The 25,962-nt window shown below is 36.8% G+C and carries 25 protein-coding genes; 15 read left to right on the top strand and 10 right to left on the bottom strand.

Features of this window, described 5'->3' with window-relative positions:
- The 3 genes from EPI11_RS15930 to EPI11_RS15920 form a co-directional block, all read left to right on the top strand.
- Window positions 1-132 (top strand): T9SS type B sorting domain-containing protein (locus EPI11_RS15930; protein WP_128390974.1); only part of this gene is annotated, 132 nt, incomplete at its 5' end.
- Window positions 133-367: 235 nt separating this feature from the next.
- Complete coding sequence (locus tag EPI11_RS15925) at window positions 368-1,360, top strand: PorP/SprF family type IX secretion system membrane protein (RefSeq protein WP_128390973.1); 993 nt, start codon at window positions 368-370, stop codon at window positions 1,358-1,360.
- 65 nt (window positions 1,361-1,425) lie between these two features.
- Window positions 1,426-1,941: a gamma carbonic anhydrase family protein gene (locus tag EPI11_RS15920; protein WP_128390972.1), complete on the top strand. Its 516-nt coding sequence runs from the start codon at window positions 1,426-1,428 to the stop codon at window positions 1,939-1,941.
- A 3-nt stretch (window positions 1,942-1,944) separates the two neighbouring features.
- Here the strand turns inward: EPI11_RS15920 and murI are convergent, their stop codons facing one another.
- From murI to EPI11_RS15875, 9 genes are all read right to left on the bottom strand, one after another.
- Window positions 1,945-2,727, bottom strand: coding sequence for a glutamate racemase (gene murI, locus EPI11_RS15915; RefSeq protein WP_128390971.1), 783 nt, complete (start codon window positions 2,725-2,727; stop codon window positions 1,945-1,947).
- 65 nt (window positions 2,728-2,792) lie between these two features.
- A complete protein-coding gene (locus EPI11_RS15910) occupies window positions 2,793-3,302 on the bottom strand; it encodes an OmpH family outer membrane protein (RefSeq protein WP_128390970.1) in 510 nt (169 codons plus the stop codon).
- Window positions 3,303-3,380: 78 nt separating this feature from the next.
- Complete coding sequence (locus tag EPI11_RS15905; protein WP_128390981.1) at window positions 3,381-3,890, bottom strand: OmpH family outer membrane protein; 510 nt, start codon at window positions 3,888-3,890, stop codon at window positions 3,381-3,383.
- A gap of 43 nt (window positions 3,891-3,933) precedes the next feature.
- The gene (locus EPI11_RS15900) at window positions 3,934-5,052 is read right to left on the bottom strand and encodes an OmpH family outer membrane protein (RefSeq protein ID WP_128390969.1); all 1,119 of its coding nucleotides are present in this window, start codon (window positions 5,050-5,052) and stop codon (window positions 3,934-3,936) included.
- Window positions 5,053-5,088: 36 nt separating this feature from the next.
- Complete coding sequence (bamA, locus tag EPI11_RS15895) at window positions 5,089-7,830, bottom strand: outer membrane protein assembly factor BamA (protein ID WP_128390968.1); 2,742 nt, start codon at window positions 7,828-7,830, stop codon at window positions 5,089-5,091.
- Entirely contained in the window at window positions 7,763-8,503 is a 741-nt protein-coding gene (locus EPI11_RS15890; protein WP_394343652.1) for an isoprenyl transferase, read from the bottom strand. The genes bamA and EPI11_RS15890 overlap by 68 nt, the downstream gene beginning before the upstream one ends.
- A 2-nt stretch (window positions 8,504-8,505) precedes the next feature.
- On the bottom strand, window positions 8,506-9,183 hold the full coding sequence (porG, locus tag EPI11_RS15885; protein WP_128390966.1) for a type IX secretion system protein PorG: 678 nt from the start codon (window positions 9,181-9,183) through the stop codon (window positions 8,506-8,508).
- Between the two features lie 152 nt (window positions 9,184-9,335).
- Window positions 9,336-10,220 carry an NAD kinase gene (locus EPI11_RS15880; protein WP_128390965.1) on the bottom strand — a complete coding sequence of 295 codons (885 nt, stop codon included), beginning with the start codon at window positions 10,218-10,220 and terminating at the stop codon, window positions 9,336-9,338.
- Between the two features lie 13 nt (window positions 10,221-10,233).
- Window positions 10,234-10,893 carry a CBS domain-containing protein gene (locus EPI11_RS15875; protein WP_128390964.1) on the bottom strand — a complete coding sequence of 220 codons (660 nt, stop codon included), beginning with the start codon at window positions 10,891-10,893 and terminating at the stop codon, window positions 10,234-10,236.
- Between the two features lie 99 nt (window positions 10,894-10,992).
- Between EPI11_RS15875 and EPI11_RS15870 the strand changes: the two genes are divergently transcribed.
- Both EPI11_RS15870 and EPI11_RS15865 read left to right on the top strand, forming a co-directional pair.
- Entirely contained in the window at window positions 10,993-11,706 is a 714-nt protein-coding gene (locus EPI11_RS15870) for a pyridoxine 5'-phosphate synthase (RefSeq protein WP_128390963.1), read from the top strand.
- An 8-nt stretch (window positions 11,707-11,714) separates the two neighbouring features.
- The gene (locus EPI11_RS15865; protein WP_128390980.1) at window positions 11,715-12,479 is read left to right on the top strand and encodes an alpha/beta fold hydrolase; all 765 of its coding nucleotides are present in this window, start codon (window positions 11,715-11,717) and stop codon (window positions 12,477-12,479) included.
- Between the two features lie 98 nt (window positions 12,480-12,577).
- Here the strand turns inward: EPI11_RS15865 and EPI11_RS15860 are convergent, their stop codons facing one another.
- A complete protein-coding gene (locus EPI11_RS15860) occupies window positions 12,578-14,164 on the bottom strand; it encodes an AsmA family protein (protein WP_128390962.1) in 1,587 nt (528 codons plus the stop codon).
- A 315-nt stretch (window positions 14,165-14,479) separates the two neighbouring features.
- On the opposite strand from EPI11_RS15860, the gene EPI11_RS15855 reads away from it, so the two are divergent.
- The 10 genes from EPI11_RS15855 to EPI11_RS15810 all read left to right on the top strand — a co-directional run bounded on the left by EPI11_RS15855 (window position 14,480) and on the right by EPI11_RS15810 (window position 25,926).
- Window positions 14,480-15,724 (top strand): OmpP1/FadL family transporter, encoded by a 1,245-nt coding sequence (locus EPI11_RS15855; protein WP_128390961.1) that lies wholly within the window; start codon window positions 14,480-14,482, stop codon window positions 15,722-15,724.
- Between the two features lie 6 nt (window positions 15,725-15,730).
- The gene (locus tag EPI11_RS15850; protein ID WP_128390960.1) at window positions 15,731-17,239 is read left to right on the top strand and encodes an SGNH/GDSL hydrolase family protein; all 1,509 of its coding nucleotides are present in this window, start codon (window positions 15,731-15,733) and stop codon (window positions 17,237-17,239) included.
- A gap of 81 nt (window positions 17,240-17,320) precedes the next feature.
- Entirely contained in the window at window positions 17,321-17,662 is a 342-nt protein-coding gene (locus EPI11_RS15845) for a phage holin family protein (RefSeq protein WP_128390959.1), read from the top strand.
- A gap of 126 nt (window positions 17,663-17,788) precedes the next feature.
- Entirely contained in the window at window positions 17,789-19,114 is a 1,326-nt protein-coding gene (gene tig / locus EPI11_RS15840; protein WP_128390958.1) for a trigger factor, read from the top strand.
- 89 nt (window positions 19,115-19,203) lie between these two features.
- The gene (clpP, locus tag EPI11_RS15835) at window positions 19,204-19,878 is read left to right on the top strand and encodes an ATP-dependent Clp endopeptidase proteolytic subunit ClpP (RefSeq protein ID WP_128390957.1); all 675 of its coding nucleotides are present in this window, start codon (window positions 19,204-19,206) and stop codon (window positions 19,876-19,878) included.
- Between the two features lie 72 nt (window positions 19,879-19,950).
- Complete coding sequence (clpX, locus tag EPI11_RS15830) at window positions 19,951-21,183, top strand: ATP-dependent Clp protease ATP-binding subunit ClpX (protein WP_128390956.1); 1,233 nt, start codon at window positions 19,951-19,953, stop codon at window positions 21,181-21,183.
- A gap of 346 nt (window positions 21,184-21,529) precedes the next feature.
- Window positions 21,530-23,641: a glycoside hydrolase family 97 protein gene (locus tag EPI11_RS15825; RefSeq protein ID WP_128390955.1), complete on the top strand. Its 2,112-nt coding sequence runs from the start codon at window positions 21,530-21,532 to the stop codon at window positions 23,639-23,641.
- A 160-nt stretch (window positions 23,642-23,801) separates the two neighbouring features.
- Window positions 23,802-24,875 (top strand): T9SS type A sorting domain-containing protein, encoded by a 1,074-nt coding sequence (locus EPI11_RS15820; RefSeq protein WP_128390954.1) that lies wholly within the window; start codon window positions 23,802-23,804, stop codon window positions 24,873-24,875.
- Between the two features lie 202 nt (window positions 24,876-25,077).
- A complete protein-coding gene (locus EPI11_RS15815; RefSeq protein ID WP_128390953.1) occupies window positions 25,078-25,440 on the top strand; it encodes an SHOCT domain-containing protein in 363 nt (120 codons plus the stop codon).
- Window positions 25,441-25,677: 237 nt separating this feature from the next.
- The gene (locus EPI11_RS15810; protein ID WP_128390952.1) at window positions 25,678-25,926 is read left to right on the top strand and encodes a hypothetical protein; all 249 of its coding nucleotides are present in this window, start codon (window positions 25,678-25,680) and stop codon (window positions 25,924-25,926) included.
- Window positions 25,927-25,962: the final 36 nt, after the last annotated feature.

Below are 25,962 nucleotides of genomic sequence, written 5' to 3'. Positions count from 1 at the left end.
GGATGGGACGGAACCTTTAACGGTAACCCGGTACCGGCAACCGATTACTGGTTCACTGTTACCTACCCTGAAACTGTGGGAACAACCGTGATAAACAAAGAATTTAAAGCACATTTCTCGCTTAAGCGATAATAACAGTCTTTATTGTAAAAAATGCTGTCAGAGATGACAGCATTTTTTACAATATTTTATGATTAAATTACCAACCTAACGCAAAAATTTATATATTTGACCGCTATGGAAAATTACTGGATAATAAAGTATTGCAGGGGATAAAGCCCTGTGGTGCAAATGGGAATATTATTTGACACTAATTACCAGAATGGTCTAACAAAAAGCGCATTTCTCATTAAACGAAAAGGTCAACATGAATTTTAAAAAGATTTACCTAATTTTTGGATTGTTATTAACACAACTGTCTTTTTCACAGGAAGGTATTGCAGTATATTCAGATTATTTGTCTGATAATTATTACCTTATCCACCCGTCAATGGCTGGAGCTGCAAATTGCGCAAAAATAAGGCTTACAGCGCGCCAACAATGGTTTGGCCAAGATGATGCTCCTCAACTACAAACTTTAAGTTTCAACGGAAGTGTGGGACCTTCGTCTGGTATTGGAGTAATTGCTTTTAATGATAAGAATGGATACCATTCTCAAACAGGGGCGAAGCTAACTTATGCTCACCATATACGTTTTTCAAGAAGTGACTATGATCTTAACCAATTATCTTTTGGTATGAGTGGAGGTCTTATTTCCAGTCGTCTTGATGAAACTAAATTTGATCCTGAATTTGATCCAATTGTAGATGGAGGGATGAAACAAAAAGATTCATACTTTAATATTGATGTTGGTGCTTCTTACCACTATTTAGATTTTTATGCTCATTTTACTGTTAAGAATGTTATTGCAAGTAAAAGGGATATTTATACAGATATTGAAAGTGATAACCTTAAAAAGTATTTATTTAGTGTAGGTTATGTTTTTGGTTTCCAGGAATCATTACAATGGGAGCCATCGATTTTATTCCAGGCTGTTGATGAAACTAAAGAAAAAACTATTGACGTTAACCTTAAGCTTTATAAAGAAATGGACTTTGGAAGAATATGGGGAGGTTTATCTTATAGAAGAAGTTTAGATGGCGCTCAATATGTGTCAGGAAGTGGAACTAAAGATCAAAACTTACAATATATCACTCCTATATTAGGTGTAAATTATAAAAATTTCATGGTGTCTTATACTTATTCTTACTTAACAGGTAACGTAAGGTTTGACAATAGCGGATTCCATCAAATAACTCTTGGTCTTAATTTATTCTGCAAAAGGGAGAAATACGATTGTAATTGTCCAGCAGTTAATTAATTATAAGGTAATATTATTAATTCCGTCCCGATATTTTTATCGGGACGATTTTTTTTAAAACAGATATGGTGATAAAAGAAGTTAATGGGAAATACCCGCAAATACCCAAAGATTGTTTTGTGGCAGAAAATGCAACTGTAGTAGGTGATGTTACTTTAGGATCTCAATGCAGTATATGGTTTAATGCTGTAATAAGGGGAGATGTGCATTATATTAAAATTGGAAACAAAGTTAATATACAGGATGGGGCTGTTATTCATGCAACCTATCAAAAGCATCCCACAGAGATTGGTAATAATGTGTCAATAGGACATAATGCTATTGTGCATGGCTGTACTATAAAAGATAATGTTCTAATTGGGATGGGAGCTATTGTGATGGATAATTGTGTTGTGGAAAGCAATTCTATTATTGCAGCAGGCGCAGTGCTTACACAGAATACAGTTGTTGAATCAGGTACTATATATGCAGGTGTTCCTGCAAAAAAGGTAAAAGATATTAGTGCTTCAGATTTTGCAGGAGAAATTGAAAGAATATCTAATAATTATGTAATGTATTCTTCATGGTTTGAAGGTAAATAGGATTTAAAAATCTTTTTTTGTAACAGTATATTTATTTTCTAAAATAGACTCTAATACCGTGGGATCTGAATTTACATAAAATTTCAGGTCCCCTTTTTTATTTGAATTATTCAGGAGATCATTTTTCTCTAACACTAATTTTGTCTGTCTTGCAACGGCTTCACCTGAATCTATGATTTTAACGCTCTCTGGTAGTATCTTTTTAATCTGAGGCACCAGGTAAGGGTAATGACTGCAACCAAGCACGAGGTAGTCTATATTGGCTTCTATCATAGGTTGAAGGTATGTTTTAAGAAGTTCTGTTATTTCATTAGAATCTATTTTGCCTTCTTCAATTAATTTAACCAAATCATAGCCCACCTGCTCAATTACATTGATCCCTTCAAGATTAGAAACCGTTTTATAAAAAAGCTCACTTGAAAGAGTGCCTTTTGTGGCAAGTATTCCAATACTTTTTGTTTTGGTATGGATCGCTGCCGGTTTAATAGCGGGCTCAATTCCTATGATGGGCACGTCATATTTTGCTCTTAATTCCTTTATTGCATTTGTAGTTGCAGTATTACAGGCTACTACTATTATTTTTGAGTTTTGTTCTAAAAGAAATTCTGTATTCTTAAAACTAAGTTCTATTATTTCTTCTTTGGTTTTTTGCCCATATGGTGCATTTATACTATCGGCAAGGTAAATTGTGTTTTCGTTAGGGAGTAGGGTATGTATTTCTTTCCAGATGGAAGTACCACCAATTCCTGAGTCAAATAATCCGATAGGGTTTATGTTTTTGTCCATATACAAATATAAAAAAAACGACTCAAAAAATTAGTCGTTTTTTTATTTTGAGAAAGTGACAGTTATTAAAAGCCTAACTCTTTTTTTACATCGGCTAATAAATCAGGGCCATCTGCCAGAACTACATCTGTGCCAAGAGTTGAATCTATTACATATCGATACCCTTTGGCCTTTCCAACTTTTTGAATTGCTTTTCTTGCTTTCTCTACTATTGGCTTGTATATGGCTTCCTGCCTTGTTTGAAGCTCTTTATATGCTGTTTCTTTGTGTTGATCTATTCTGGTGCGCATTTCTGTCAGTTCGGTATTTCTGGCATCTTTTACTACGTTTTTTGTTGTTGCTGCTTCTGAATCATATTTTTTCACCTTTGTTTTAAAATCTTCAACCATTTTAGCATATTCATTGTCGTAGGTTTTACTTAATTTATCAATCTGTATCTCGGCAGCTTTCATTTCCGGCATTACAGCCATTAGTTGACTAACATCAATGTGGGCTATTTTTGCCTGTGCACCTGCCTGTTGATGTGCTGCAGCAAAAAAAAGTATTGTGATAAATAATATTTTCGGATTTTTCATTTTCTTTTGATAGATGTGTTAAATGAAAAAAACGGCTGATAAGCCGTTTTAGTATGTATTCTTTAAGAATGGTATTTATTAAAAACCAAGATCTTTTTTTACGTCAACCAATAAATCAGGACCATCTGCTAAAAGAACTCCACTTCCTATAGAAGAGTCTAATACATATTGGAATCCTTTAGCCTTTGCAACTTTTTGGATTGATTTTCTAGCTTTTTCAATGATAGGCTTGAATATCTCTTCTTGTTTAGCTTGTAATTCTTTAGAAGCAGTTTGTTGGTACTGTTCTATTCTTCCGCGCATTTCCTGTACTTCTGTTTGACGAGTATCGTTAACTGCATCAGTTACAGTTGAAGCTTCTGCATCATATTTTTTTATTTTGGTTCTAAATTCTTCAACCATTGTATTGTATTCAGTATCGTATGTTTTACCAAGTTTTTCAAGCTGCGCATTTGCTGCTTTCATTTCTGGCATTGCAGACATTAAATCACTTACATTAATGTGTGCAACTTTTGCCTGAGCAGCTACTGTCTGACTCATTCCTACGAAAAGTAATGCAGCGATTAATAAAGATTTCACTTGTTTCATCATTTAAAAGTATTTATTATTAATTTTTGTTTTTGTTCTGTTTCTAGTTGGTAGGTTTATCACCTGATGGTGCAGGAGTAGGAGTTTCACTATCTTTATTTTTTAGCTTTTCTTCTCTTGCTTTTTTTGCAGCTTCACGGTCTTCCGCTATTTTTTTCTTCCTGTCTTCGATAGCCTGTTTTTTATCGGCTATCTTTTTTTCGCGCTCTTCTTTCGCTTCTTGTGCATTAGTTTGCTTTTCGGCAGCTGCTGCTTTTTGTGCTTCAGTTTTTTCTTTTGGCACTACAGCTTCTTTTGTTTTTTCTTTAGTCTCTGTTTCACCTTTTTTATTGTCTTTAGGTGTAGCAGTTGTTTTATCATTAGAAGTTGTGGCTGGAGTTGCAGAAGTTTCGGCGGCAGGTGTCTTAGCTCCCGGTCTTTTTGCTTCTCTGTCTTGTTTCATTTGCTCACGTTTTTCTTCATAAGCTTTTTTCTTCTCCTCCTGTAATGCCTTACGCTCTTCTAATTTCTTTTCTCGGGCTGTCTTCTTATCTTCAAGCAGTTTTTGTCTTTCAGCATAATCAGGATTAGATTCCAGTTCGTCTTTAGCATCCTGCTCTTCCATTTTTTTAACTTCTTTACTGCTTAACTTTTCTTGTTTAGTAGCTCTGGAAAGTCTTTTTATAATAAGGTCGCTAATGTCATGCTTTTTTGCTGCAAACAGCATTGTAAGATCTGATGATTTGTCGAAAACAAAATCATAATTTCTTAGCGCTGCAAGATCTTGTGCTACAGTAAATACCTGATCCTGGATAGGCTTAACTAATACTGCTTTCTGAGTGACAAGGTCACCTGTAGGCCCAAATCTTTTTTCCTGGTAGTCCAGCAAATCTTTTTCCTGGAAAGCAATTTCTTCTTCGCGTTCTTCTATCAGTTCTTTTGTAAGCAATGCTTTTTCCTGCTGAAGGCTTTCCTTAAGCTTGCTAATTTCATTTCTTTTTACCTCCAGTTCCTGTTTCCATTTTGAGGCTTTTTGCTCAAGTTGGTTTTTAGCGTCTGCATAATCCGGTACCTTGTTCAGAATATAATTCATGTCAAGATAAGCGATTTTAATACCTCGCGACTGGGCATTAGCCGTTAAAGCGACTAAAGCAATAAGTACTGTAAGAAAACATTTTTTCATAACCTTTTACGTATTAGAAAATATCATGCCAATTTTTTAAAACTGTTGTCCTATGATGAAATGGGGCTGCCATCCTGATTTTTGTGTGTCTCCCGGAACCGGATCGAATCCATAACCGAAATCCAGACCTAATAAACCAAATGCCGGCATAAATACCCTTAAACCAAAACCTGCTGAGCGTTGTACTGCAAACGGGTTATAATTTTTAAACTTGTCATATGATGCTCCTGCTTCTGCGAAAGTAAGAAGAAAAATTGACGCTTGTGATTTTAACGTTATCGGATAACGAAGTTCTAATGAGAACTTGTTATATATCGTTGCTCCAACTTGTGCACCTGTAACAGGATCGATAGGCGATAGTGATTGGTCAGGATAACCCCTTAACTGTACGACCTCTCTACCATCTAACGCATAGTTAGCAAGACCTGTTCCACCAAGGTAGAACCTCTCAAATGGTACTAATCCTCTATCAGAGTTATAAGCACCCATAAAACCAAAGTCTGCTGTAGAACGTAATACTAATTCGTGTGACGGAGCACCTGCGAGTTTAGTATATAACTCTGCCTTAAATTTAATTTTATAATATTCAAGCCAGTTAAATCTTTTCTGGTCTACTTTACCTCTGTCTACCGCTGCATTTTCTGCACTTGATGCATTACCCTGCGCATCTATATAGTCACCTGGTGCAATTCCTACACCATTTGTGCCCGGCATAATTGCTTCAGTATCATTTTTTAATTTATACTCAGGTTTATCACCAAGCTTAGCATAATCGATGTTGTTAAACAATGAATATGGTGGTGTAACCCTTGCACTTATACTAAATAACGATCCTGTAGTAGGGTAGATTGGGTTACGCCCTCTATTGTCCCTGCTCAATTCTATCGTATAGTTAATATTTCTTGACGTTCCATTACCAAAGGTAAACAATCCGGTGTTATAATTATTTAAGTCATAATACTGGAAGGTAAACGAGTGCGATAATCTCATATAGAAATCAGGCTCACTTAACCTTTTTGAAAGTCCTACAGATATCGAAGATATGGTAAAACTTCTATTCCTGTCTACATCACGGCTAGAAAAATTGTATAAATATTGCTTGCTGTGTGAAAATGTTGTGAATAATTGTATTGGTTTTTTACCACCAAACCAAGGCTCTGTAAATGACAGGCTATACGTTTGGAAATAGGTACTTCCCTGAAGTCGCAGTGCCATTTTTTGTCCGTCACCCATTGGTAATGGTTTATAAGCCGACTTGTTGAATATGTTTCTCATCGAGAAGTTATTGAAAGACAGTCCAAGTGTTCCAATAAAACCTCCACCACCATAACCACCCTGAAGTTCGATCTGGCTGGAACCTTTTTCTGTTACATGCCATTCGATATCTACTGTTCCTGTTGCAGGGTCAGGGTTTTTAACGTCCGGGCGAATCGTTTCAGGATCAAAGAAACCAAGTGCACCAAGCTCACGAATGGTACCGATTACTTCTTCTTTATTCCAGCGCATTCCAGGTCTTGTTCTTAACTCACGGTAAATAACGTGGTCATTTGTTTTATCATTACCTACTACCGTAACATTGTTAAAATAAGCGATAGGTCCTTCAACGATCCTGATCTCAAAATCAATAGTATCATTAGCTGTTTTAACCTCTACAGCATTGATGTTAGAGAATAAGTAACCATTGTTTTGGTAAAGGTTTGTAAGGTCATCTGCGTCCGGTTTAGGATCGGCAATTCTTTGTTGCAGTAAAATACCGTTGTAAACGTCACCTTTCTTAATACCTAACAGGTAGTTAAGCTGCTGATTTGTATATACTGTATTACCCAGATACTTGATGTCACCAAAGTAATATTTGCGTCCTTCTTCAACATTGATAGCAATATCTACCATGTTTTTCTTAGGATTGTATATTACCGTGTCAGATATTACACGTGCATCGCGATACCCTTTTTCTTTGTATTTATCTACGATGCTGTTAAGGTCTTCTTTGTACTTATCAGCTACAAATTTTGATGATTTAAAGATACGAAGAGGGTTAGGGAAAGCCTTAACCTTGGTGTTCTTCATTGCTCTTTTAAGCTTAGCATTGCTAAGTTGTGTATTGCCTGTAAATGCAATTCTGCTTACTTTTACTTTTTTACCCTTATCAATGTTTACTACCATTTTAACGGTATTAAGTGAATCCGGGATTACATTGATCGCTACTTTAGTGTTGTAGTAACCGTCTTTTTTATACTTGTTCTCAATGTAGTTTTTTGTTGTAGTAAGTAAGTTTTCATTTACATACTTTCCTTTAGTAAGCTGTACGTCTTTAAGTAAAGCTTCGCGCTTACCTTTTCTTACGCCCTGTATTCTTGCCTCGCTTAATTTAGGAAGTTCGTTTATGTTTAATTCCAGCCAAATACTATCGTTTTGTATTTTGGTTGTATAGAATTCGATGTCACTAAAGAGACCCAGTTTCCAAAGTTTTTTAATAGCATTACTTAACTCGTCGCCAGGTACCAATATTGGCTGTCCTTTTTCAAGGCCCGTAAAGGTTACAATGGTTTGTGGGTTATGATTTGTTTTGCCGGTTATAAGAACATCGGCCAGGATATATTCCTTTCCCTCTTCTAAATGGGAACCATCTTCCTGGGCAACTGCATTGCTGCCGGTTGCTAATAATAAGATGCCAAAAAGTAATTTAATGCTTCTCTGAAACACTATTTTTTTATTTAACTTGTTCACTGGTCTTTCCAAATCTACGTTCTCTTTTTTGATAACTGATAATTGCTTCATGTAAGTCTTTTTCCCTAAAGTCGGGCCATAACACATCTGTAAAATACAACTCGGCATAAGCCATCTGCCAAAGCAGAAAATTGCTTATTCTCTGCTCGCCGCTGGTCCTTATAACAAGGTCTACATCGGGCAAGTCATGGGTGTACAAATGCTCGTTTATGGTAGATTCACTAATATCTGCTATTGTTAATTGGTCGGTTTTTATTTTTTCGCTTATTCTCTTTACAACATTAATAAGTTCCTCCCTTGATCCATAGCTTAAGGCCAGGGTGAGTACCATCTTTTTGTTGTCTTTAGTTTGTTCAATAACCTCCAGAAGCTTTTTCCTGGCTTTAGATGGTAATTGTTCTATATTGCCTATTGTGTTTAATCGAATGCTATTGTTTATAAGGGTAGGCAGTTCTTTTTTTAGTGCACTCACTAAAATGTTCATTAGTGCGTCGACCTCCATTTTTGGCCTGTTCCAGTTTTCTGTAGAGAAAGCATATAGGGTAAGATTTTCTATGCCTAGTTTTGCACACGATTCTACTACCTGTTTAACGGCTTTAGTACCGCTTTCGTGTCCCAGCGCGCGAATTAATCCCTGTTTTTTTGCCCAACGGCCATTGCCATCCATTATTATTGCAAGATGTTTAGGCAGGTTATTTGTATTTATTGTAATGTTCATGTACATATTTATTCAGAGCAATAACAAGGTTTTAAACCAAAGGTATAGGTTAGTGTAAAACCAGTAAATACATACCAATCATTACTTTCCAAATTACCAAAAGCATTTAGCGGGTAATCCTTGTGGTTACTTCCGTCAAGATTATCAGTGAAAGAATAGCGTGCGCCAACTTCAAATCCAATCACGAAATTTTCAATTATATTCGTTTTTACACCTACCGTCATTGGTATTGCAAGATTTCCTTTTGAGTCTCCTCTTCTTGTTTTTCCATTAGCTATGTACAGTTCATCTGACCAAAAATAGCTCAGTCCGCCATATACATAAGGTGTTATTTTAAAATCAGGCTCATGAAGGTTAAAGTCGAAAAAGTTAAATTCAAGGCCTAAAGATAACTCTTTTACCGTATTTTCAAACTCGTAGCCTCGCTCTTTCCTTCCGGAAACGCCAGATTCGGAGTCTTTAGAAGATATGTTTGCATAGGTAAATGATGCCCTCCATGCGTGACGGGGACTCCTGTTCCATTTGTATAGTATTCCAAATGCAGCATCGTTAGGCGCAACGTAATCTGTTGGTCCTACATCACCTATGTAATTAGCACCTCCTAAAAAGACTCCAACCTCATTAATCTGAGCTTCAGTCTTGAAAGACAGTGATACTAATACTAAAACAAATAAGATCCGATTCATTCGTTTAAAATTGGGTGCAAATATAACAATATAGATTTCTAATTATCGCAACAATAGATATTTTACATCTATAATAACATAATTGATATTAAATACAGACTTGAAAACGAAAGAAGATGCGGTGTAGTATGTATGTAAGATAAAAATGTGATTTAATTTCGCTTGTCTTCGCCCCATAATAGTTTTTTGCGAAGGGTAACCAGGAATTTTTCCTGAGGAAATTCTACCAGATTGATTTTAAAAGGAGCTTTCTTTATACGAAGTACGGTTTCTACATTAACAGTTATTATCCTGGAATCCAGAGATATTAAGTGTTGTTCTTCACGGCTGCTTACCCTCAGTTCTATGTCGGTGTCATCAGGAATAACCAGCGGTCTTGCGTTTAGGTTGTGCGGCGCTATAGGGGTTATAACAAAACTTGTTACTTCGGGTATTAAAATTGGTCCGCCACAGCTCAAAGAGTATCCTGTTGTGCCGGTGGGGGTAGATATAATTAGTCCGTCTGCCCAATAGGAGTTAAGATAATCGCCATTAAGCCTTATTTCTATGGTAATCATAGAGGTTGTGTCTTTACGGCTCACTGTTATTTCATTAAGCGCATAGTCCAGACCGTCAAGTTCTTTAGTCTTGCCATCATAATCCAAAGTGATCAGGGATCTTTTGGAAATTTTAAACTTATTTTCGAAGATCAGGGGTAATAGTAATTCGATATTTTCCTGCTGTACTGTGGCAAGAAATCCAAGACGTCCTGCATTAATACCTACAATTGGAATGTTTTTATCGCGCACAAATGTTGCTGCACGCAGCATGGTGCCATCTCCACCGATACTGATGAAAAGTTCAAAACCTTCATTAAGTTCTTCGTGGTTAGTAAACGTATTAAATGGTTTGTTTAGTAGGTTGTGCTCGTTGAGTACATTGTAAAAGTTAGATTCAAAAGCTACTTCCGGATTATATGTTTCAAAAACATTCAATAGTTTCTCAATGATCTCTGCGGTATTATCTTTATAATATTGTCCGTATATAGCGATCTTCATGTTGTTTTTGTTTTTATATGTTCAGGTACTTGTCTAAATAATCAGATCGGTCTTTAAGCGTGTTTAGGTACACGTCTTCCTGATGTTCTGTAATAATATCGTAGTTGTATCTTCTAAAGGTCTGGATGATCTCGCTTAATCCGCCAAGGCTTATTTTTATGGTTATCTGTACTTTTTCCAAATTGGCTTCAGAGATAAATAATCCAAGCAGTCTGCCGTTGTTGCTTTCTACAATTTGTGCAGCCTGACTCATGCTGTATTCTGTAATGCCTTTTTCGACAACAAGAATACCACCACTTTCTTTTAAGAAGGGTGTTTCATGGAAAAATGTAATGATATCGGTAATTTCATAGTAGCCAAGGTATTTGTTATCCTTGTCTAATACGGGTAAAAGATTGGTTGCATTTTTAGCGAAAATCTCCAATACATCGAGCCACACAGCATTGTCTCTAACGAAAAAACGGTCGAAGTTATAACGCAGATCGTCCATTGTTTTTTCAATGTCCATTTGCTCTATATCTTCAGATCTGGCTGAGCCAATATAAATACCATCTTCAAGCACTGGAAAGTGCGAAAAAGGATAGTCTGCAAAAAGGTCCTGAGCATCTGCAACAGAGTCGGTAGTCCTTAAAGCCTTTATATCGTTGTTAATGAAATCTGTAATTTCGGTCATGGGCAGTTGTAAAATATATTATGCAAAATAATCAAAAAATAGCACATTGTGCCTTTTTAACTTTGTATTTTTGTGTGAAATTGGACACTTAACAAAGATATGGCAAAATTAAGCGTAAACATAAATAAAATAGCTACTCTTAGGAATTCGAGAGGTGGCGATGTACCTAATTTATTAAAGGTAGCAGCCGATGTACAGAAGTTCGGAGCAGAAGGGGTAACCATCCATCCAAGACCGGATGAAAGGCATATCCGTTATCAGGATGCCCGTGATTTAGTACCTGTTGTATATACCGAATACAATATTGAAGGTAACCCGGTAACTAAGTTTATCGACCTGGTGCTGGAAACAAAACCAACGCAGGTTACTCTTGTTCCTGACGCTGACGATGCAATAACATCTAATGCCGGATGGGATACGATAAAGCACAAAACTTTTTTGCAGGAAGTAATAAAAGAATTTCAACGTAACGGAATCAGGACTTCTATTTTTGTAGACCCTGTTTTAGCTATGATTGAAGGTGCTAAGGAGACCGGAGCTGACAGGATTGAATTATATACTGAGGCTTTTGCCCATGAATATGGGTTAGGAAATCACGATGGTATAAAGCCTTATATTGCTTCTGCAGAACTGGCTAATAAGCTTGGCTTGGGTATTAATGCCGGTCACGATCTTAGCCTTGATAATATTAAATTTTTTAAACAGAATATTCCCGGGTTACTCGAGGTGTCTATAGGGCATGCTTTAATAGCCGAGTCACTGTACTTAGGTTTGGAGAATGTGGTGAATATGTATTTGCAAAAATTAAAATAAATACTATGCTGTTATACTCAAGAATAGAAGGAGCAGGGAAACCATTGTTGATTGTTCATGGTTATCTGGGTATGTCTGACAATTGGAAAACACTTGCTGGGCAATATGCTCAGGCGGGTTATGAGGTGCATGCTGTAGATATGCGTAACCATGGAAAAAGCTTCCATTCGGATGTTTTTGATTATGATGTCATGGTGCAGGATCTTATTGATTACTGCGATGCCAATACTTTAGATAAAGTAGATATTATAGGGCATTCTATGGGAGGGAAAGCGGCAATGTTTCTGGCTGTTCAGCATCCGGAGAGGCTTGATAAACTTGTAGTGGCCGATATTGGCCCTAAATATTATGCGCCGCACCATCAGGATATTATGGAAGCTTTGAACGCGGTAGACTTTTCGACTAAACCGGATCGTGCTGCTGTAGAAGAAACAATTGCCAAATATGTCCCTGATTTTGGTACCAGACAATTTCTTATGAAAAACGTATACAGGGAAACGCAGGATCAGCTTGCATTTAGGTTTAACCTTCCGGTTTTTAATGAAAAACTAGACAACATAGGTGAGGCTATACCTGAAGGTTCCCGTTTTGATGGGCCAACCCTGTTTTTGCGAGGTGATAAATCGCGTTATATTAAAGATGAAGATTTTAGTTTGATCAAATCTCATTTCCCTAATGCCGAAATAAAAGATATTAAAAATTCAGGGCATTGGCTCCATGCCGAAAATCCTAAAGATTTTTTAGAGGAGACTCTGGCTTTTTTAAAAGCATAAATTTAAAGTAGTTTTGTCATTGCGAACGGAATGCAATTAAGTGTAGTGTTTTTTTGAGATTACTTCGTTGTTCCTTCTCGTGATGGCTAAACTGACTTTTATTTTTTCTTCTCTTTTTTCTTAGTTGCTATTTTTGCTACGGTTTTGGGTAGTACTGTCTGTTTAAGTCCCTGTTCAACAAATCGCCAAAGAAAATTAAATACCGATTTGTCTTTCTTTCGGTCTACTTCAACTTCTGTTTTTTTAAGTCTGTCTTTAGTGTCGTCTTTAACAAGGAGGTTTCCGATGGCGCTTACCAGATCATTTCTTTTTTTACCATCCTTCTTGTAAATGTCTACTTTAAGATCGTTATAATTAATAGCAAAGGTTCCTTTGCCACTTTCTCTGTTTCCGTAAAAGGTAAATTTAACTTCGTCAAGGTCGCCATGTGTTGTTACATTCATTAGAGGTTTGGTAACCGGATCTATTTCTTCACTTTTAATATTTTGCAAGTGGCCTGTAATCGTGAATGCGTCACTTGTGTTCATGGTGTTAAAGGACCAGTTTACTTTTAATGGTGCCGATCTCATGAACATACATTGTACATCGATAGTTGTGTTAGGTAGTTTCGTTTTTTGAACAGGGCTGTAAATGTTGCTTAGTGTAGCATAGAATTTAGAAAAACTAACTTTGGCTGCAGGTCTGGAATATTCCAATTGCTCTTCATATACCACTGTTGAATTTTTGAGCAGCATTTTATCTACTTTAAGATCAAATGGGATGGTGCGTAAAAGCTCGCTGTAAAGTTTTTTACGGGTAAGGTCGTCTTTAGGCATTTTGCCACGGTAAATATTAGCGTTTACTTTTTCTAAAGTAATTTCGGGAGTATGAACATACAGGGTGTCATTATAGTAGCCCCAGTTTAAATTAGGAACATTTATTTTCTCTGCCGTAATAGCAAATTGATCTTTTTCTACAGGTATCAAAGTGTTGAATTGTTTTCTGGTTTGCTGCGGTATGTATTTAAGATTAGTTATTGCAAGAGTACTATCGGTAGTTGTAATATTTTCGGCTGTAATGTTGTAAAATTTATTAACCCTATAAAAAAGGCTGTCGCATTTCAAAGAGTAATCCCTGTAGCGCACAGGGATGTTTTCGGTAACCGTTGTACTGTCTATTTTAATATTGGTCAGGCTAAAGTTTATGTTCGCAGCCTTAAGGGTAAAGTTTTGAAGTGAATCCATCATTTTGAAGTTGCCGTTTATTATCTCGAGGCTTCCTGTAGTGATGGTGTTTTTAAATGGCTTCACAAAATCGTCCTGAGCATTGTATTGGTTTTTTCTATGTTTGAGCATAATATCGGGTGAGGTAATAATCACTTTTTTTACCTTGATTTTGTTGTTTCTAAGTAAGGTCCAAAGGTTGAAGTTTTGAACTTCTATAGTGGCAATCTTTCCAAAAGCAGCTTTTTTTATGTCGGTCACACTGCTATCTTTTGCTGCGATGTATGCATCATGGATAGTAAAGCTTCCGCTCAATAATCTCAGGTCGAGTTTATCGTAGCTTATATTGTAGGGGAAATCTTTTTCAGATTGAAGTATTCCTGGTAATTTTTTGGTAATCCAGTAGCTCAGTCCAAAATTAATTATGGCGAGAAGTACTACAAGGCTTACAATACTTATAATTATCTTTTTGGGTAGAGACATAGTGATAGAATATTAGGTAATTTACTATATTCTGTTGTGGTATTATAGTTATTTAAGCTTTTATTAATAATTGCAGCGTTATCATTTTTATACTTTACGGGATAATGAGATGTGTGGTGTTAAAGGGTGTTTGTGGTTTATTTTGTAAGATTTAAACATTTTTTATGACTAATTATTAAAAACTATATGTATTTTTTGATAAATAAATTATTATGAATGCATAATAAATTTGGTCGAATTGTTGTGTAATCCGTAATTTATTATAAATTTGATATAACAATTTTAGGAATGGGAAACTAACACTTTTTTTAAACTATGAGAAAACTATTATCTTTAACAATGATGGCTCTGGCAACCTCTGCATTTGCAGGTGGATACCGTGTGAGTCTTCAGGGTCAGAAACAATTAGCGATGGGACATACCGGTGTGGCTGTGGTAAATAGCAGTGCCGAGGTATTGTTTTTTAACCCTTCAGGAGCAGTGTTCCTCGAGGACAAGTTCAGCTTTTCATTAGGTGGAAATGGGCTTTTTGCAAAAACAAAATTCCAAAATGAAGCTTACAACTGGAAAGCCTCTACAGACAATTTTGGAACGCCATTCAGTTTTTATGCTGCTTATAAGGCTACTGACTGGCTTTCTGTTGGTCTTGCTGTTTATACGCCTTATGGTAGTACGGTAGAGTGGGATAAGGACTGGCAGGGATCGCACCTTGTGAATAATATTGAGCTTGAGGCGATATATTTTCAGCCAACAATATCTGTAAAAGTAAGTGAAGAATTCAGTGTGGGTGCCGGACCTATCTATGTTTCAGGAAAAGTAAACTTTAATAGAAATATTGACAGAAGTTTAGCAAACGAAGCAGGTCAGAGATCTGATGTTACTATCGATGCTTCGGGTGTAACCGCATGGGGATGGACTGCTGGTTTTATGTTTAATCCAACTAAAAAAATAAGATTAGGTGTTAACTACCGATCTGAAATTACAATGGAAGCTCGTGATGGCGATGCTACTTTTCATGATCTGCCTACTTTCTTACAAGGAACTTATACCAATACTAAATTTAACGCAGATCTTCCGTTACCGGCAGAGATCGTTGCAGGTTTCTCTATACAATTTAGTGATAAATGGTTAGTAGCTGTTGATTATAACAGAGCAATGTGGCACAAATATGAGGCACTTGTTGTAGACTTTAAAAATGCTACACCAACCTCTGTAAATCCACGTAACTATAAAGATTCAAGTACTTACAGGATAGGTACTCAGTTTAAGCCAAATAATAAATTTGCTTTCCGTGCAGGTATGTACTTTGATGAGAGCCCTGTTCAGGATGGCTATTTTGCACCGGAAACTCCTAGAAATGATTCTACCGGTTTTACAGGTGGAGCAACTTACCAGGTAACTAAAAACTTAGGTATAGATGTTTCATTCCTTTACCTTCACTTTAAAGAGACTACAAACTCTTATAACTACTTTAATGAAGGTGGTAACCTTATTAAATTTGAGGGTACTTATAAAAATGTTGTATTCTCTCCGGGAGTTGGTGTAACCTATAACTTTTAATTAGACATGAAAAATAAATTTATATACTTAGCGGTAGTAGCTGTATTAGGGCTTACGGCCTGCGAACCGGAATTTGAAAATGAAGTAACTAACGGAAGCTACAGCGCTGGTGAAGCAGATTTTACTTCATATGTTGCTATAGGTAATTCACTTACTTCCGGTTATATGGATGGTACGGTTTCCAGAATAAATCAAACTTATTCTTTCCCAAACACACTGGCAAAACAATTTGCTCTTGTAGGTGGTGGTGCATTCGAGCAGCCTTCTTATGAAGATGATGTGAATAATACGGGTGGTTTCCTTCTTGGCGGTACTCAGATAACATCAACACGATTGGTGCTTAATGTAGGTAAGCCTGTTCCCGGACCGGAGCCAATAAAAGGGACACCAACTATGGATATTAGCAAGTTTCAGGCAAAAGCTTATAATAACATGGGAGTACCGGGAGCAAAATCATTCCATGTACTTGCAGCGGGTTATGGTAATATAGCAGGTGTTGCTATAGGTAAGGCAAATCCATATTTTGTGCGTCATGCTACTTCACCTACGGCTACTATCCTGGGCGATGCTATGACTAAAGCTCCTACTTTCTTTACCAACTGGATTGGTAATATGGATGTGCTGGCTTATGCAACATCAGGAGGAGCAGGGGTAAATCAATTGGGTAACCTTAATCCGGCTAGCTATGGTCCTGACGATATTACAGATCCTAATGTATTTGCAAGTGCTTACTCTACAATTATAAATACGCTTACCAGTGGTGGTGCAAAAGGTGTGGTAGCAACTATACCTAATGTTACCTCTATACCTTATTTTACTACTGTGCCTTACAACCCGGTACCTCTTGATGCTGCAACAGCAGGAGCTTTAAACCAAGGGTTTGCTCAGTACAATGGAGGTCTTCAGCTAGCTAAAAACGGAGGTCTTATTACAGCAGAAGAAGCAGCAAAAAGAACTATCGTTTTTAAAGCAGGAGCAGGTAATGCCGTAACTATTGTAGACGAGAGCTTAACAGATCTTGGTGCTTTAGGTTTACCATCTTACAGACAGGCTACGAAAGATGATCTTCTTGTTTTACCGGCAAGTTCTTTTATTGGAACTACTGTTGGTGGGAACCCTTTACAGATAAATGGAGTTTCTGTTCCATTGGCTGATAAGTGGGTTTTAATACCTTCTGAGATTTCTGCAATAGCTACAGCTACAACTACTTTTAATGCGACTATTAAAGCTATAGCAGCTTCTAAAGGTTTGGCAGTTGCCGATATGAATGCTATTATGCAGCAGCTTGTTACAGGATTAAAAACAGATGATGGTCAGATATACACGGCTAATTACTTTAGTGTAGCTTCTTTAAGTACTGTATTGTTCTCTCTGGATGGTATCCATCCAAATGCGAGAGGATATGCAGTGGTTGCTAATGAAGTTATTAAAGTGATAAACAATCATTATAAATCAAAACTACCTATGGTAGTAGCGGGGAACTATCCCGGAGCAACAATTGTGGCTTCAAATTAATTCGCTATAATATTTTCTTAAAAGCATTCGCCTTGGCGGATGCTTTTTTTATTTTTACATTTTACAGTAAAACTTTACATTATGAAAACACTTATAAACCTTCTATTTACTACAATTCTTGTTGTTGTCCTGGCACATTTTATGCCGGGTGTTCATGTAGACAGCTTTATGACTGCGGTTATTGTGGCAGCAGTATTGGGGCTTCTTAATATTTTTATAAAGCCTATCCTTGTGATCTTTACATTGCCGGTAACCATTTTAACGCTGGGGCTTTTTCTCTTAGTGATCAATGCCGTAATTATACTGTTATGCGATGAATTAGTGACAGGTTTTGCTGTAGACGGATTCCTTTGGGCACTATTTTTTAGTCTTGTATTGTCTTTTTGCCAGTCGCTGGTATCAGGGCTTACAGATAAAAATTAGTGATAACTAAAAAATACGATTCTTTTTTCAGGATATTGACATACAATAATTTAAAAACTTGTATGGGTTGTAAAAAAACTTTAATTTTGCAACCCAAATTTAGACGGTAATAAAACAAATTAGATAATGAACATTACAAGAGAGCAGGTAGATGCATTAAATGCTGTTGTAACAGTAGCTATAACAAAAGACGATTACAAACAAAAAGTAGATAAGGTTTTAGAAAACTATAGGAAAACAGCAAGTATTCCGGGTTTTAGAAAAGGTGCAGTACCTATGAGCCTTATTCACAAGCAATACGGTAGAGCTGTATTGTTAGAAGAAGTAAATAAAATACTTCAGGCTTCACTAAACGACTACCTGGCTAAAGAAAAACTTGATATTCTTGGTAACCCATTACCTAAAATCACTGAAGATTTTGACTGGGATGCTGACGATTATTCTTTTGAGTTTGAATTAGGCCTTGCTCCACAATTTAGCGTAGATCTTTCTGCTAAAAATAAAATTGTAAAATACAAGATAGTTGCTGATGATGCAATGCTTGATGAGCAGATAGAGCGTATCCAGAAACAATATGGTAAACTTATCTCTAAAGAGAAAATCGAAGAAGGTGATGATATCAGCGGTACGTTTACAAATGAAGAAAAAGGTATTGATAGTACTGTAAACTTTACTACAGCGATCTTTAAAGATAAAAAAACAGCTAAAAAATTCATTGGCAAAAAAGCAGGTGATGTTGTGACTGTCTCTACAAAAGGTCTTTTTGATGATGACCACAAACTTATGGACTTCCTTAAATTAGGTCATGATGATGTTCATGGTCTTGATGTTGAAATTGACTTTTTAATTGACGAAGTAAACACTTCGGAGAAAGCAGAACTTAACCAGGAGCTTTTTGATAAGCTTTTTGGTGAAGGTGTTGTAACATCTTTAGAGCAGTTAAAAGAGAAGATCAAAGAAGATGCAGAGCTGCAGTTTGCTACGCAGTCTGACCAGAAATTCCTTAATGATGTAACGGAGTCACTTATTGAAAACACTAAGTTCGATCTTCCGGAAGCATTCCTTACTAAATGGCTTCAATCAGCAGGACAGGCTCCGCTTAGCATTGAAGAGGCCGAGGCTGAATTTAAAAAATCAGAAAACGGTTTACGTTACCAGCTTATAGAAAGTAAAGTACTTGTTGAAAACAACCTTCAAATTACTTTTGAAGATCTTAAAGCATATACTTCTGAGGTTATCAGAAAGCAAATGGCACAGTTTGGCCAGATGAACCCAACTGATGCTGATGTTGATGGTATCGTTGCAAGAGTACTTTCTAACAAAGACGAAGTTAAGAGATTGTCTGAGCAGGTAATGAGCGAAAAAATGCTTAACCTTTTCAAAGAAAAAGTGAAGTTTAAAGAGAAAGAAGTTACTTATCAGGACTTTATCAAAGAAATGTACGGAGAATAATTCTCGTAAAAAATGAGTATATTTGAACGTCAGCCTTTTTAGGCTGGCGTTTTCGTTCTTTTATACAAACTAAAAATTTTAAAAAGACTATGAACTACGGTAAAGAATTTAAAAAATATGCTACAAAACATCATGGTGTAAATAACTTATACTATGATAAAATTATTAGTCGTGTAACCCCAATGGGCATGACACCTTACATTATGGAAGAGCGCCAGATGAATGTTGCTCAATTAGACGTTTTTTCGCGTTTAATGATGGACAGGATTATCTTCCTTGGTACAGGTATAGACGACCAGATTGCAAACATTGTTCAGGCACAATTGCTGTTCCTTGAAAGTACAGATGCATCTAAAGATATCCAGATCTATATCAATTCACCAGGCGGAAGCGTATATGCCGGTTTAGGGATGTATGATACTATGCAGTACATCAGGCCTGATGTAGCTACAATTTGTACGGGTATGGCAGCATCTATGGGTGCAGTGTTACTATGTGCAGGTGCAGCAGGGAAACGTTCTGCGTTACCGCACTCAAGAGTAATGATCCACCAGCCATCCGGAGGTGCTCAGGGTGTTGCTACAGATATGGAAATTAACCTGCGTGAAATGCTTAAACTGAAAGATGAGCTTTATGATATTATTGCTAAACATTCAGGACAGACATTTGACAAAGTTCACAAAGACAGTGAGAGAGATTACTGGATGAAAGCACCAGAGGCGAAGGAGTATGGAATGATTGATGAAGTGTTAGTAAGAGAATAAAAATAAAATTCTGCGTTATGTAACAATACGGCTGTTTAGTAGTCTTATGGTTGCGGAACTAATTAAAAAAAAATGGCTAAAGAGATATTAGAGTGTTCTTTTTGTGGCAGGAAAAAGCCGGACACCAATTTGCTTATTGCGGGTATTAGCGCGCATATTTGCGATCGTTGTATTGAACAGGCTCACGGTATTGTACTTGAGGAGCTAAAGCAAACAGGGTCGTCGGCACTTTCGGCAGAACTTGAGCTGAAAAGGCCAAAGGAAATTCGTGCTTTCCTTGATCAGTATGTGATAGGGCAGGACCAGACTAAAAAAGTACTTTCGGTAGCAGTATACAATCACTATAAAAGGTTAATGCAACAGCAGAGTGATGATGAGGTAGAGATCGAAAAAAGTAATATCCTTATGGTAGGGCAGACAGGTACCGGGAAAACATTGGTTGCAAAAACCATTGCCCGTATGCTTAATGTACCGCTAACTATTGTAGATGCTACGGTTTTAACCGAAGCAGGTTATGTGGGTGAGGATGTAGAAAGCATACTTACACGATTACTGCAAGCTGCAGATTATGATGTGGCTAAAGCTGAACGTGGTATTGTATTTATTGACGAAATAGATAAAATTGCCCGTAAAAGCGATAACCCATCGATAACCCGTGATGTATCGGGTGAAGGGGTACAGCAGGCATTGCTTAAATTGCTTGAAGGTACTGTGGTAAATGTTCCGCCAAAAGGTGGAAGAAAACACCCTGACCAGAAATTTATTGAAGTAAATACTCAGGATATCCTGTTTATTGCCGGTGGTGCTTTTGATGGTATTGAGCGTATCATCTCTAAAAGGCTTAACAGGCAGGCTGTTGGATACAGTACATCACGTAATGTAGACAACATAGATAAGGACAACCTGTTACAGTATATCATTCCTAAAGATGTAAAAGACTTTGGTCTTATTCCTGAAATTATCGGGCGTATGCCGGTTTTAACGCATATGGATCCATTGGATAGGGAAACACTTAGAGCTATCCTTACAGAGCCTAAAAACGCTCTTGTTAAACAGTATGTAAAACTGTTTGGCATGGACGATGTAGCACTTACTGTAGATAACGACGCGCTTGATTATATTGTAGAGAAAGCATTGGAGTACAAATTAGGAGCCAGAGGATTACGTTCGCTGTGTGAGGCTATCCTTACTGAGGCGATGTATGAACTTCCGGGATCTGATGAAAAAGAACTTCATATAGATAGAGAATACGTAGAGCATCACCTTAACAGGACATTGCTTAAACGTCTTAAAACAGCATCTTAGTTTTTTAAAGATGAAATTATTTGTTACTAAAAGCCTCACAATTGTGGGGCTTTTTTGTTTATAGGCTATAATATAATGTTCCACTTTTGGTATTTGAATACGCGTTTTAGGAGTGGAATATTATTTTGAGCCAAATTGTTGAAAACCAAAATAATGTAAGAATAATAATTTTTGTAGTCCACTTTTCGTTCATTTTATTCCTCATGATTCGCAATTTCAGGAAAAGTTCTTAACACGAAAACGTTTGCATAGCTTCGGGATTGCGAAAACGTTTTTTTCTATTCTTGATTTTGGATAACTTAGCATTTGGGAGTTTTCCCAAATAATAAAAAAAAGTTATTTATTCATGAAAAAACTGTTATCAGCCTTTTTCGTGCTGGCAGCCGTAGTACTGCATGCGCAACAAATTACCTCACCTGATAAAAACTTAGTGCTTACTTTTGGCCTTAGTGCTAAAGGGGAACCAACCTATGCCTTAACCTATAAAAACAAACCGGTTATTAAAACCAGTAAACTAGGTATCGACCTTAAAGAAGGTGCCGATATGCTGGAAGGTTTTACAGTAGATAAAACAGCTCAGTCTAGTTTTGATGAGACATGGAGCCCGGTATGGGGTGAAGAAAAAACAATTTGCAACCATTACAATGAACTGTTAGTAACACTTTCGCAAAAAGCAGAAAAAGGACGTTACATCAATGTTAGATTCAAACTTTTTAATGATGGACTTGGATTTAGATATGAGTTCCCGGAGCAGAAAGAACTTACGTATTTTGTAATTAAAGAAGAAAAAACTCAGTTTGCTATGGCGGGTGACCACAAGGCATTCTGGCTTCCGGGCGATTATGATACTCAGGAATACAGTACTGTTACGTCTAAATTATCTGAAGTTAGAGCTAAAATGAAAGATGCCGTAACACCAAACGCATCACAGCAAACATTCTCTCCTACAGGATTACAGACACCATTAATGTTGAAAAGCGATAACGGACTTTACATCAATATTCACGAAGCAGCATTAATAGATTACTCTTGTATGTCGCTTAACCTGGACGATAAGAATATGGTACTGGAATCTTGGCTTACGCCGGATGCTATTGGCGACAAAGGCTACATGCAGGCGCCAACTCAATCACCGTGGAGAACCATAGTGGTAAGTGATAAAGCTCCGGATATCCTGCAGTCTCGTATGATCTTAAATCTTAATGAGCCTACAAAATACAAAGATGTTTCATGGATCAAGCCTATAAAATATGTAGGTGTATGGTGGGAAATGATCACAGGTAAAAGCAGCTGGGCATACAATGACCTTACCAGTGTAAAACTTGGTGAAACAGATTATTCTAAAACCAAGCCAAACGGAAAGCATGCGGCTAACACGGCTCATGTAAAAGAGTATATTGACTTTGCAGCTAAACATGGTTTCGATGCTGTTTTAGTAGAAGGATGGAACGAAGGCTGGGAAGACTGGTTTGGAAAATCGAAAGAATTTGTATTCGATTTTGTTACACCATACCCTGATTTTGACGTAAAAGAACTACACCGTTATGCAGCGTCTAAAGGGGTGAAGATGATGATGCACCATGAAACATCAGGTGCGGCAGCTAATTATGAAAGACACATGGACAAAGCCTACCAGTTTATGGTAGACAACGGTTACAACTCGGTTAAGAGCGGTTATGTAGGCGATATTATTCCGCGTGGAGAATTCCATTACAGTCAGTCGATGATCAATCATTACCTGTATGCTATTAAAAAAGCAGCAGAATACAAAATTATGGTAAATGCGCACGAAGCAGTGCGTCCTACAGGTTTGAGCAGGACGTATCCTAATCTTATTGGTAACGAAGCGGCACGTGGTACAGAGTATGAGGCTTTTGGCGGAAACAATGCTGATCATACCACAATACTTCCATTTACACGCCTTATGGGAGGGCCAATGGATTACACACCGGGTATATTCGAAACTAAAGTAAGCGTTTACAACCCTGATAACAATTCATTTGTACACACTACACTGGTAAAGCAGTTAGCCTTATATGTTACCATGTATAGCCCGTTACAAATGGCTGCCGATCTTCCTGAAACCTATAACAAGCATCTGGATGCGTTCCAATTTATTAAAGATGTAGCTGTAGATTGGGATGATACCTATGTATTAGAAGCAGAACCTGGAGATTATATCACCATTGCCCGTAAAGCTAAAGGCAAGAACGAATGGTTTGTAGGGGCTATTACAGACGAAAATGCACGTACTGCTAAGATTACGTTTGAGTATCTTCCTAAAGGTAAGACCTATTTAGCAACTGTATATGCAGACGGTAAAGATGCCGATTATGTGAAGAACCCTAAGAGTTATGCTATAAAAACGATTAAGGTAAACAGCAAAACCAAACTGGATCAAAAACTGGCAACGGGCGGTGGAGCGGCTATCAGCATCAAAGAAGAAGTAAAAAAATAAAGATATAGGTTGATTGCTGGGTTAGCAGTTAATTATAAAACTCCGGAACGGCAGCAGCTGTTTTCCGGAGTTTTTTTGTTTTTGTAGGGTTTTTTAGAGCTTAAATGTTATTATACAGATGCCTATATAAAGGAACAGGTAAATAATCATCAATATCAAAATGAGCAATATCATCAAAAAATCAATTTTAGCCCTATTCGTTCTATGTGCCGTCAGTTTATTTGGACAGAACACTAAGAGAGTACTGTTTTTAGGTAACAGTTATACTTATGTAAATAATCTGCCGCAAATGGTCTCTGATATGGCAGCATCGACAGGGAAAACACTAATTTTTGACAGTAATACTCCGGGAGGATATTATTTAGGACAGCATCTAACTAATCCTGAATCATTAGCAAAAATAAAAGCAGGTAATTGGGATAATGTAGTTTTGCAGGATCAGAGCATGGCACTTGCCTATCCTGATAGGTATAAGAATTTTATCGCTACAGGAATTGCGCTGGATAGTATTATAAAGGCAAATAATTTATGTTCCCAAACCATGTTCTACAGCACATGGGGTAGAAAGAATGGAGATACTTACTTGTGTACTCCACCTCAATGTGCACAAGATACCTGGATTAACAGGACGTATTATGAAATGGATAGTGACATAGAGGTTAACTATAAAACAATTGCAGATTCTCTTAAATCGTCTATGGCTCCGGTAGGTGCGGTGTGGAGGTACATCAGACAGCAGTACCCTACGATAGAATTATTCCAGGAAGACGAAAGCCATCCTTCTTTAGCAGGAAGCTATGCCGCTGCCTGCTGTTTTTATGCTGCAATATTTAGGAGCGATCCTACTCAGATTACTTTTAATTCGGGACTTTCTGTTACTGATGCAGCTAATATCAGGCAGGCGGCAAAGCAAATTGTTTATAATCATTTGCCGGAATGGAATGTTGGGCCGTATGATGATCTGTTAAATGAGAATTGCATGGTTTTAGGAGTTGATAGTAACATCACAGAACACTGGACTGTATATCCAAATCCCGTAACAGATGTTTTATGTGTCAGATTTCCTGAAAACAGTGTAGATGATATAATAAGCGTATATAATGTTTTGGGAGACTTAATAAAAGAAGTTGAGGCACAAGAGACAACTTACATAGATTTTAGTGGACTTTCAAACGGACTTTATATTATAAGATCAGCAAACAGCCAGCGTATATTTAAGGTAGTAAAGAAATAATAACTACTTATAGTAGTAAGGCTAAAAGAAAATCAAACTCCGGAACAGCTTTTGTTTCGGAGTTTTTAGTTTTGTGGCTATTAACGGTTGTATCACGTTGTAAGTATAATCTTAGCGGATAAATTTATTTTATATATTTGATAAATAAAGAATAATTATAAATATGGCAAATTGTTGTCTTTGTTCGGTAGAATTGGGTTTTATGAATAAACCTATATTTGGTAAAGGGAAGCTGGGCGATGGTAATGCCGTTTGTTCACCCTGTTTTAGAAAAATAAATGATGCTAATCCTAAAGTAGCATTCAATCTAAAATATCAGATTCTGACTGATGTCAGGAATGTGCTGCAGGGAAATTCGGTAAATTATACAATGTCTTTTACAAGAGAATTTTCAGAACCTGTGAGCGACAAATTTTCGCAGCCAAAAGCAGCAGCAAATTCAGAATTTACTTCGGAATCAAGTGTTTTAGATCAGTTAGAAAGTTTAGGCAGGATAAAAGAACTTGGACTATTAACGGAAGAGGAATTCACAGAACAAAAGAAAAAATTACTGGAGAGATTGTAAAAGGTTTTATATGAATACTTTTTCTATATGCTAAACACTGATATATTTAATAATCCATTTGTCAATTTGATCTTCATTAGAATAATTGCATTATTAAAAATGTAATTATCCTTATTAGGAAAGATCTCAAGGGTTTGGATATATCAAAAAGAATGGTGTTCTTTTCATAATTTTATATATTTGACAACACATGTACATTGAATTGTGTATGTATGAAAACCAACCAACACAAGTTTTATGAAAAACAACAAACTATCCGGATTAACCTTAGAAGAATTATATAAAAGGAAAAAAACATTACAGGGAGCCACAATTGGTTTTGGGATAGTAATGGTAATAGCATTTTCTATTCTTATTTATCTTGTTTTTCAGAGCAAAAAATTTGGTTTACTTGCAATTATGCCGGCTGGTTTCATGACACTTTTACCTGGGATAATTGGTTTAAGTCAGGTTAATGCCGAGATAAAATCACGCAAGTCAAATTAATTGAATATATACAGTATTTATAACCCTCACCCCTGA

The sequence above is a fragment of the Flavobacterium cerinum genome (genome assembly GCF_004028155.1).
GTDB lineage: Bacteria > Bacteroidota > Bacteroidia > Flavobacteriales > Flavobacteriaceae > Flavobacterium > Flavobacterium cerinum.
Note: the sequence above shows the minus strand (reverse complement) of the source record. Positions and strands in the feature narration are given on the sequence as shown.

Bases quoted from the DNA above. Each gene is read 5' to 3' on its own strand.
- EPI11_RS15925 (WP_128390973.1), top strand. From the start codon at position 368: ATGAATTTTAAAAAGATTTACCTAATTTTTGGATTGTTATTAACACAA.
- EPI11_RS15920 (WP_128390972.1), top strand. From the start codon at position 1,426: ATGGTGATAAAAGAAGTTAATGGGAAATACCCGCAAATACCCAAAGAT.
- murI (WP_128390971.1), bottom strand. From the start codon at position 2,727: ATGGACAAAAACATAAACCCTATCGGATTATTTGACTCAGGAATTGGT.
- EPI11_RS15910 (WP_128390970.1), bottom strand. From the start codon at position 3,302: ATGAAAAATCCGAAAATATTATTTATCACAATACTTTTTTTTGCTGCA.
- EPI11_RS15905 (WP_128390981.1), bottom strand. From the start codon at position 3,890: ATGAAACAAGTGAAATCTTTATTAATCGCTGCATTACTTTTCGTAGGA.
- EPI11_RS15900 (WP_128390969.1), bottom strand. From the start codon at position 5,052: ATGAAAAAATGTTTTCTTACAGTACTTATTGCTTTAGTCGCTTTAACG.
- bamA (WP_128390968.1), bottom strand. From the start codon at position 7,830: ATGAAGCAATTATCAGTTATCAAAAAAGAGAACGTAGATTTGGAAAGA.
- EPI11_RS15890 (WP_394343652.1), bottom strand. From the start codon at position 8,503: ATGTACATGAACATTACAATAAATACAAATAACCTGCCTAAACATCTT.
- porG (WP_128390966.1), bottom strand. From the start codon at position 9,183: ATGAATCGGATCTTATTTGTTTTAGTATTAGTATCACTGTCTTTCAAG.
- EPI11_RS15880 (WP_128390965.1), bottom strand. From the start codon at position 10,220: ATGAAGATCGCTATATACGGACAATATTATAAAGATAATACCGCAGAG.
- EPI11_RS15875 (WP_128390964.1), bottom strand. From the start codon at position 10,893: ATGACCGAAATTACAGATTTCATTAACAACGATATAAAGGCTTTAAGG.
- EPI11_RS15870 (WP_128390963.1), top strand. From the start codon at position 10,993: ATGGCAAAATTAAGCGTAAACATAAATAAAATAGCTACTCTTAGGAAT.
- EPI11_RS15860 (WP_128390962.1), bottom strand. From the start codon at position 14,164: ATGTCTCTACCCAAAAAGATAATTATAAGTATTGTAAGCCTTGTAGTA.
- EPI11_RS15855 (WP_128390961.1), top strand. From the start codon at position 14,480: ATGAGAAAACTATTATCTTTAACAATGATGGCTCTGGCAACCTCTGCA.
- EPI11_RS15850 (WP_128390960.1), top strand. From the start codon at position 15,731: ATGAAAAATAAATTTATATACTTAGCGGTAGTAGCTGTATTAGGGCTT.
- EPI11_RS15845 (WP_128390959.1), top strand. From the start codon at position 17,321: ATGAAAACACTTATAAACCTTCTATTTACTACAATTCTTGTTGTTGTC.
- tig (WP_128390958.1), top strand. From the start codon at position 17,789: ATGAACATTACAAGAGAGCAGGTAGATGCATTAAATGCTGTTGTAACA.
- clpP (WP_128390957.1), top strand. From the start codon at position 19,204: ATGAACTACGGTAAAGAATTTAAAAAATATGCTACAAAACATCATGGT.
- clpX (WP_128390956.1), top strand. From the start codon at position 19,951: ATGGCTAAAGAGATATTAGAGTGTTCTTTTTGTGGCAGGAAAAAGCCG.
- EPI11_RS15825 (WP_128390955.1), top strand. From the start codon at position 21,530: ATGAAAAAACTGTTATCAGCCTTTTTCGTGCTGGCAGCCGTAGTACTG.
- EPI11_RS15820 (WP_128390954.1), top strand. From the start codon at position 23,802: ATGAGCAATATCATCAAAAAATCAATTTTAGCCCTATTCGTTCTATGT.
- EPI11_RS15815 (WP_128390953.1), top strand. From the start codon at position 25,078: ATGAATAAACCTATATTTGGTAAAGGGAAGCTGGGCGATGGTAATGCC.
- EPI11_RS15810 (WP_128390952.1), top strand. From the start codon at position 25,678: ATGAAAAACAACAAACTATCCGGATTAACCTTAGAAGAATTATATAAA.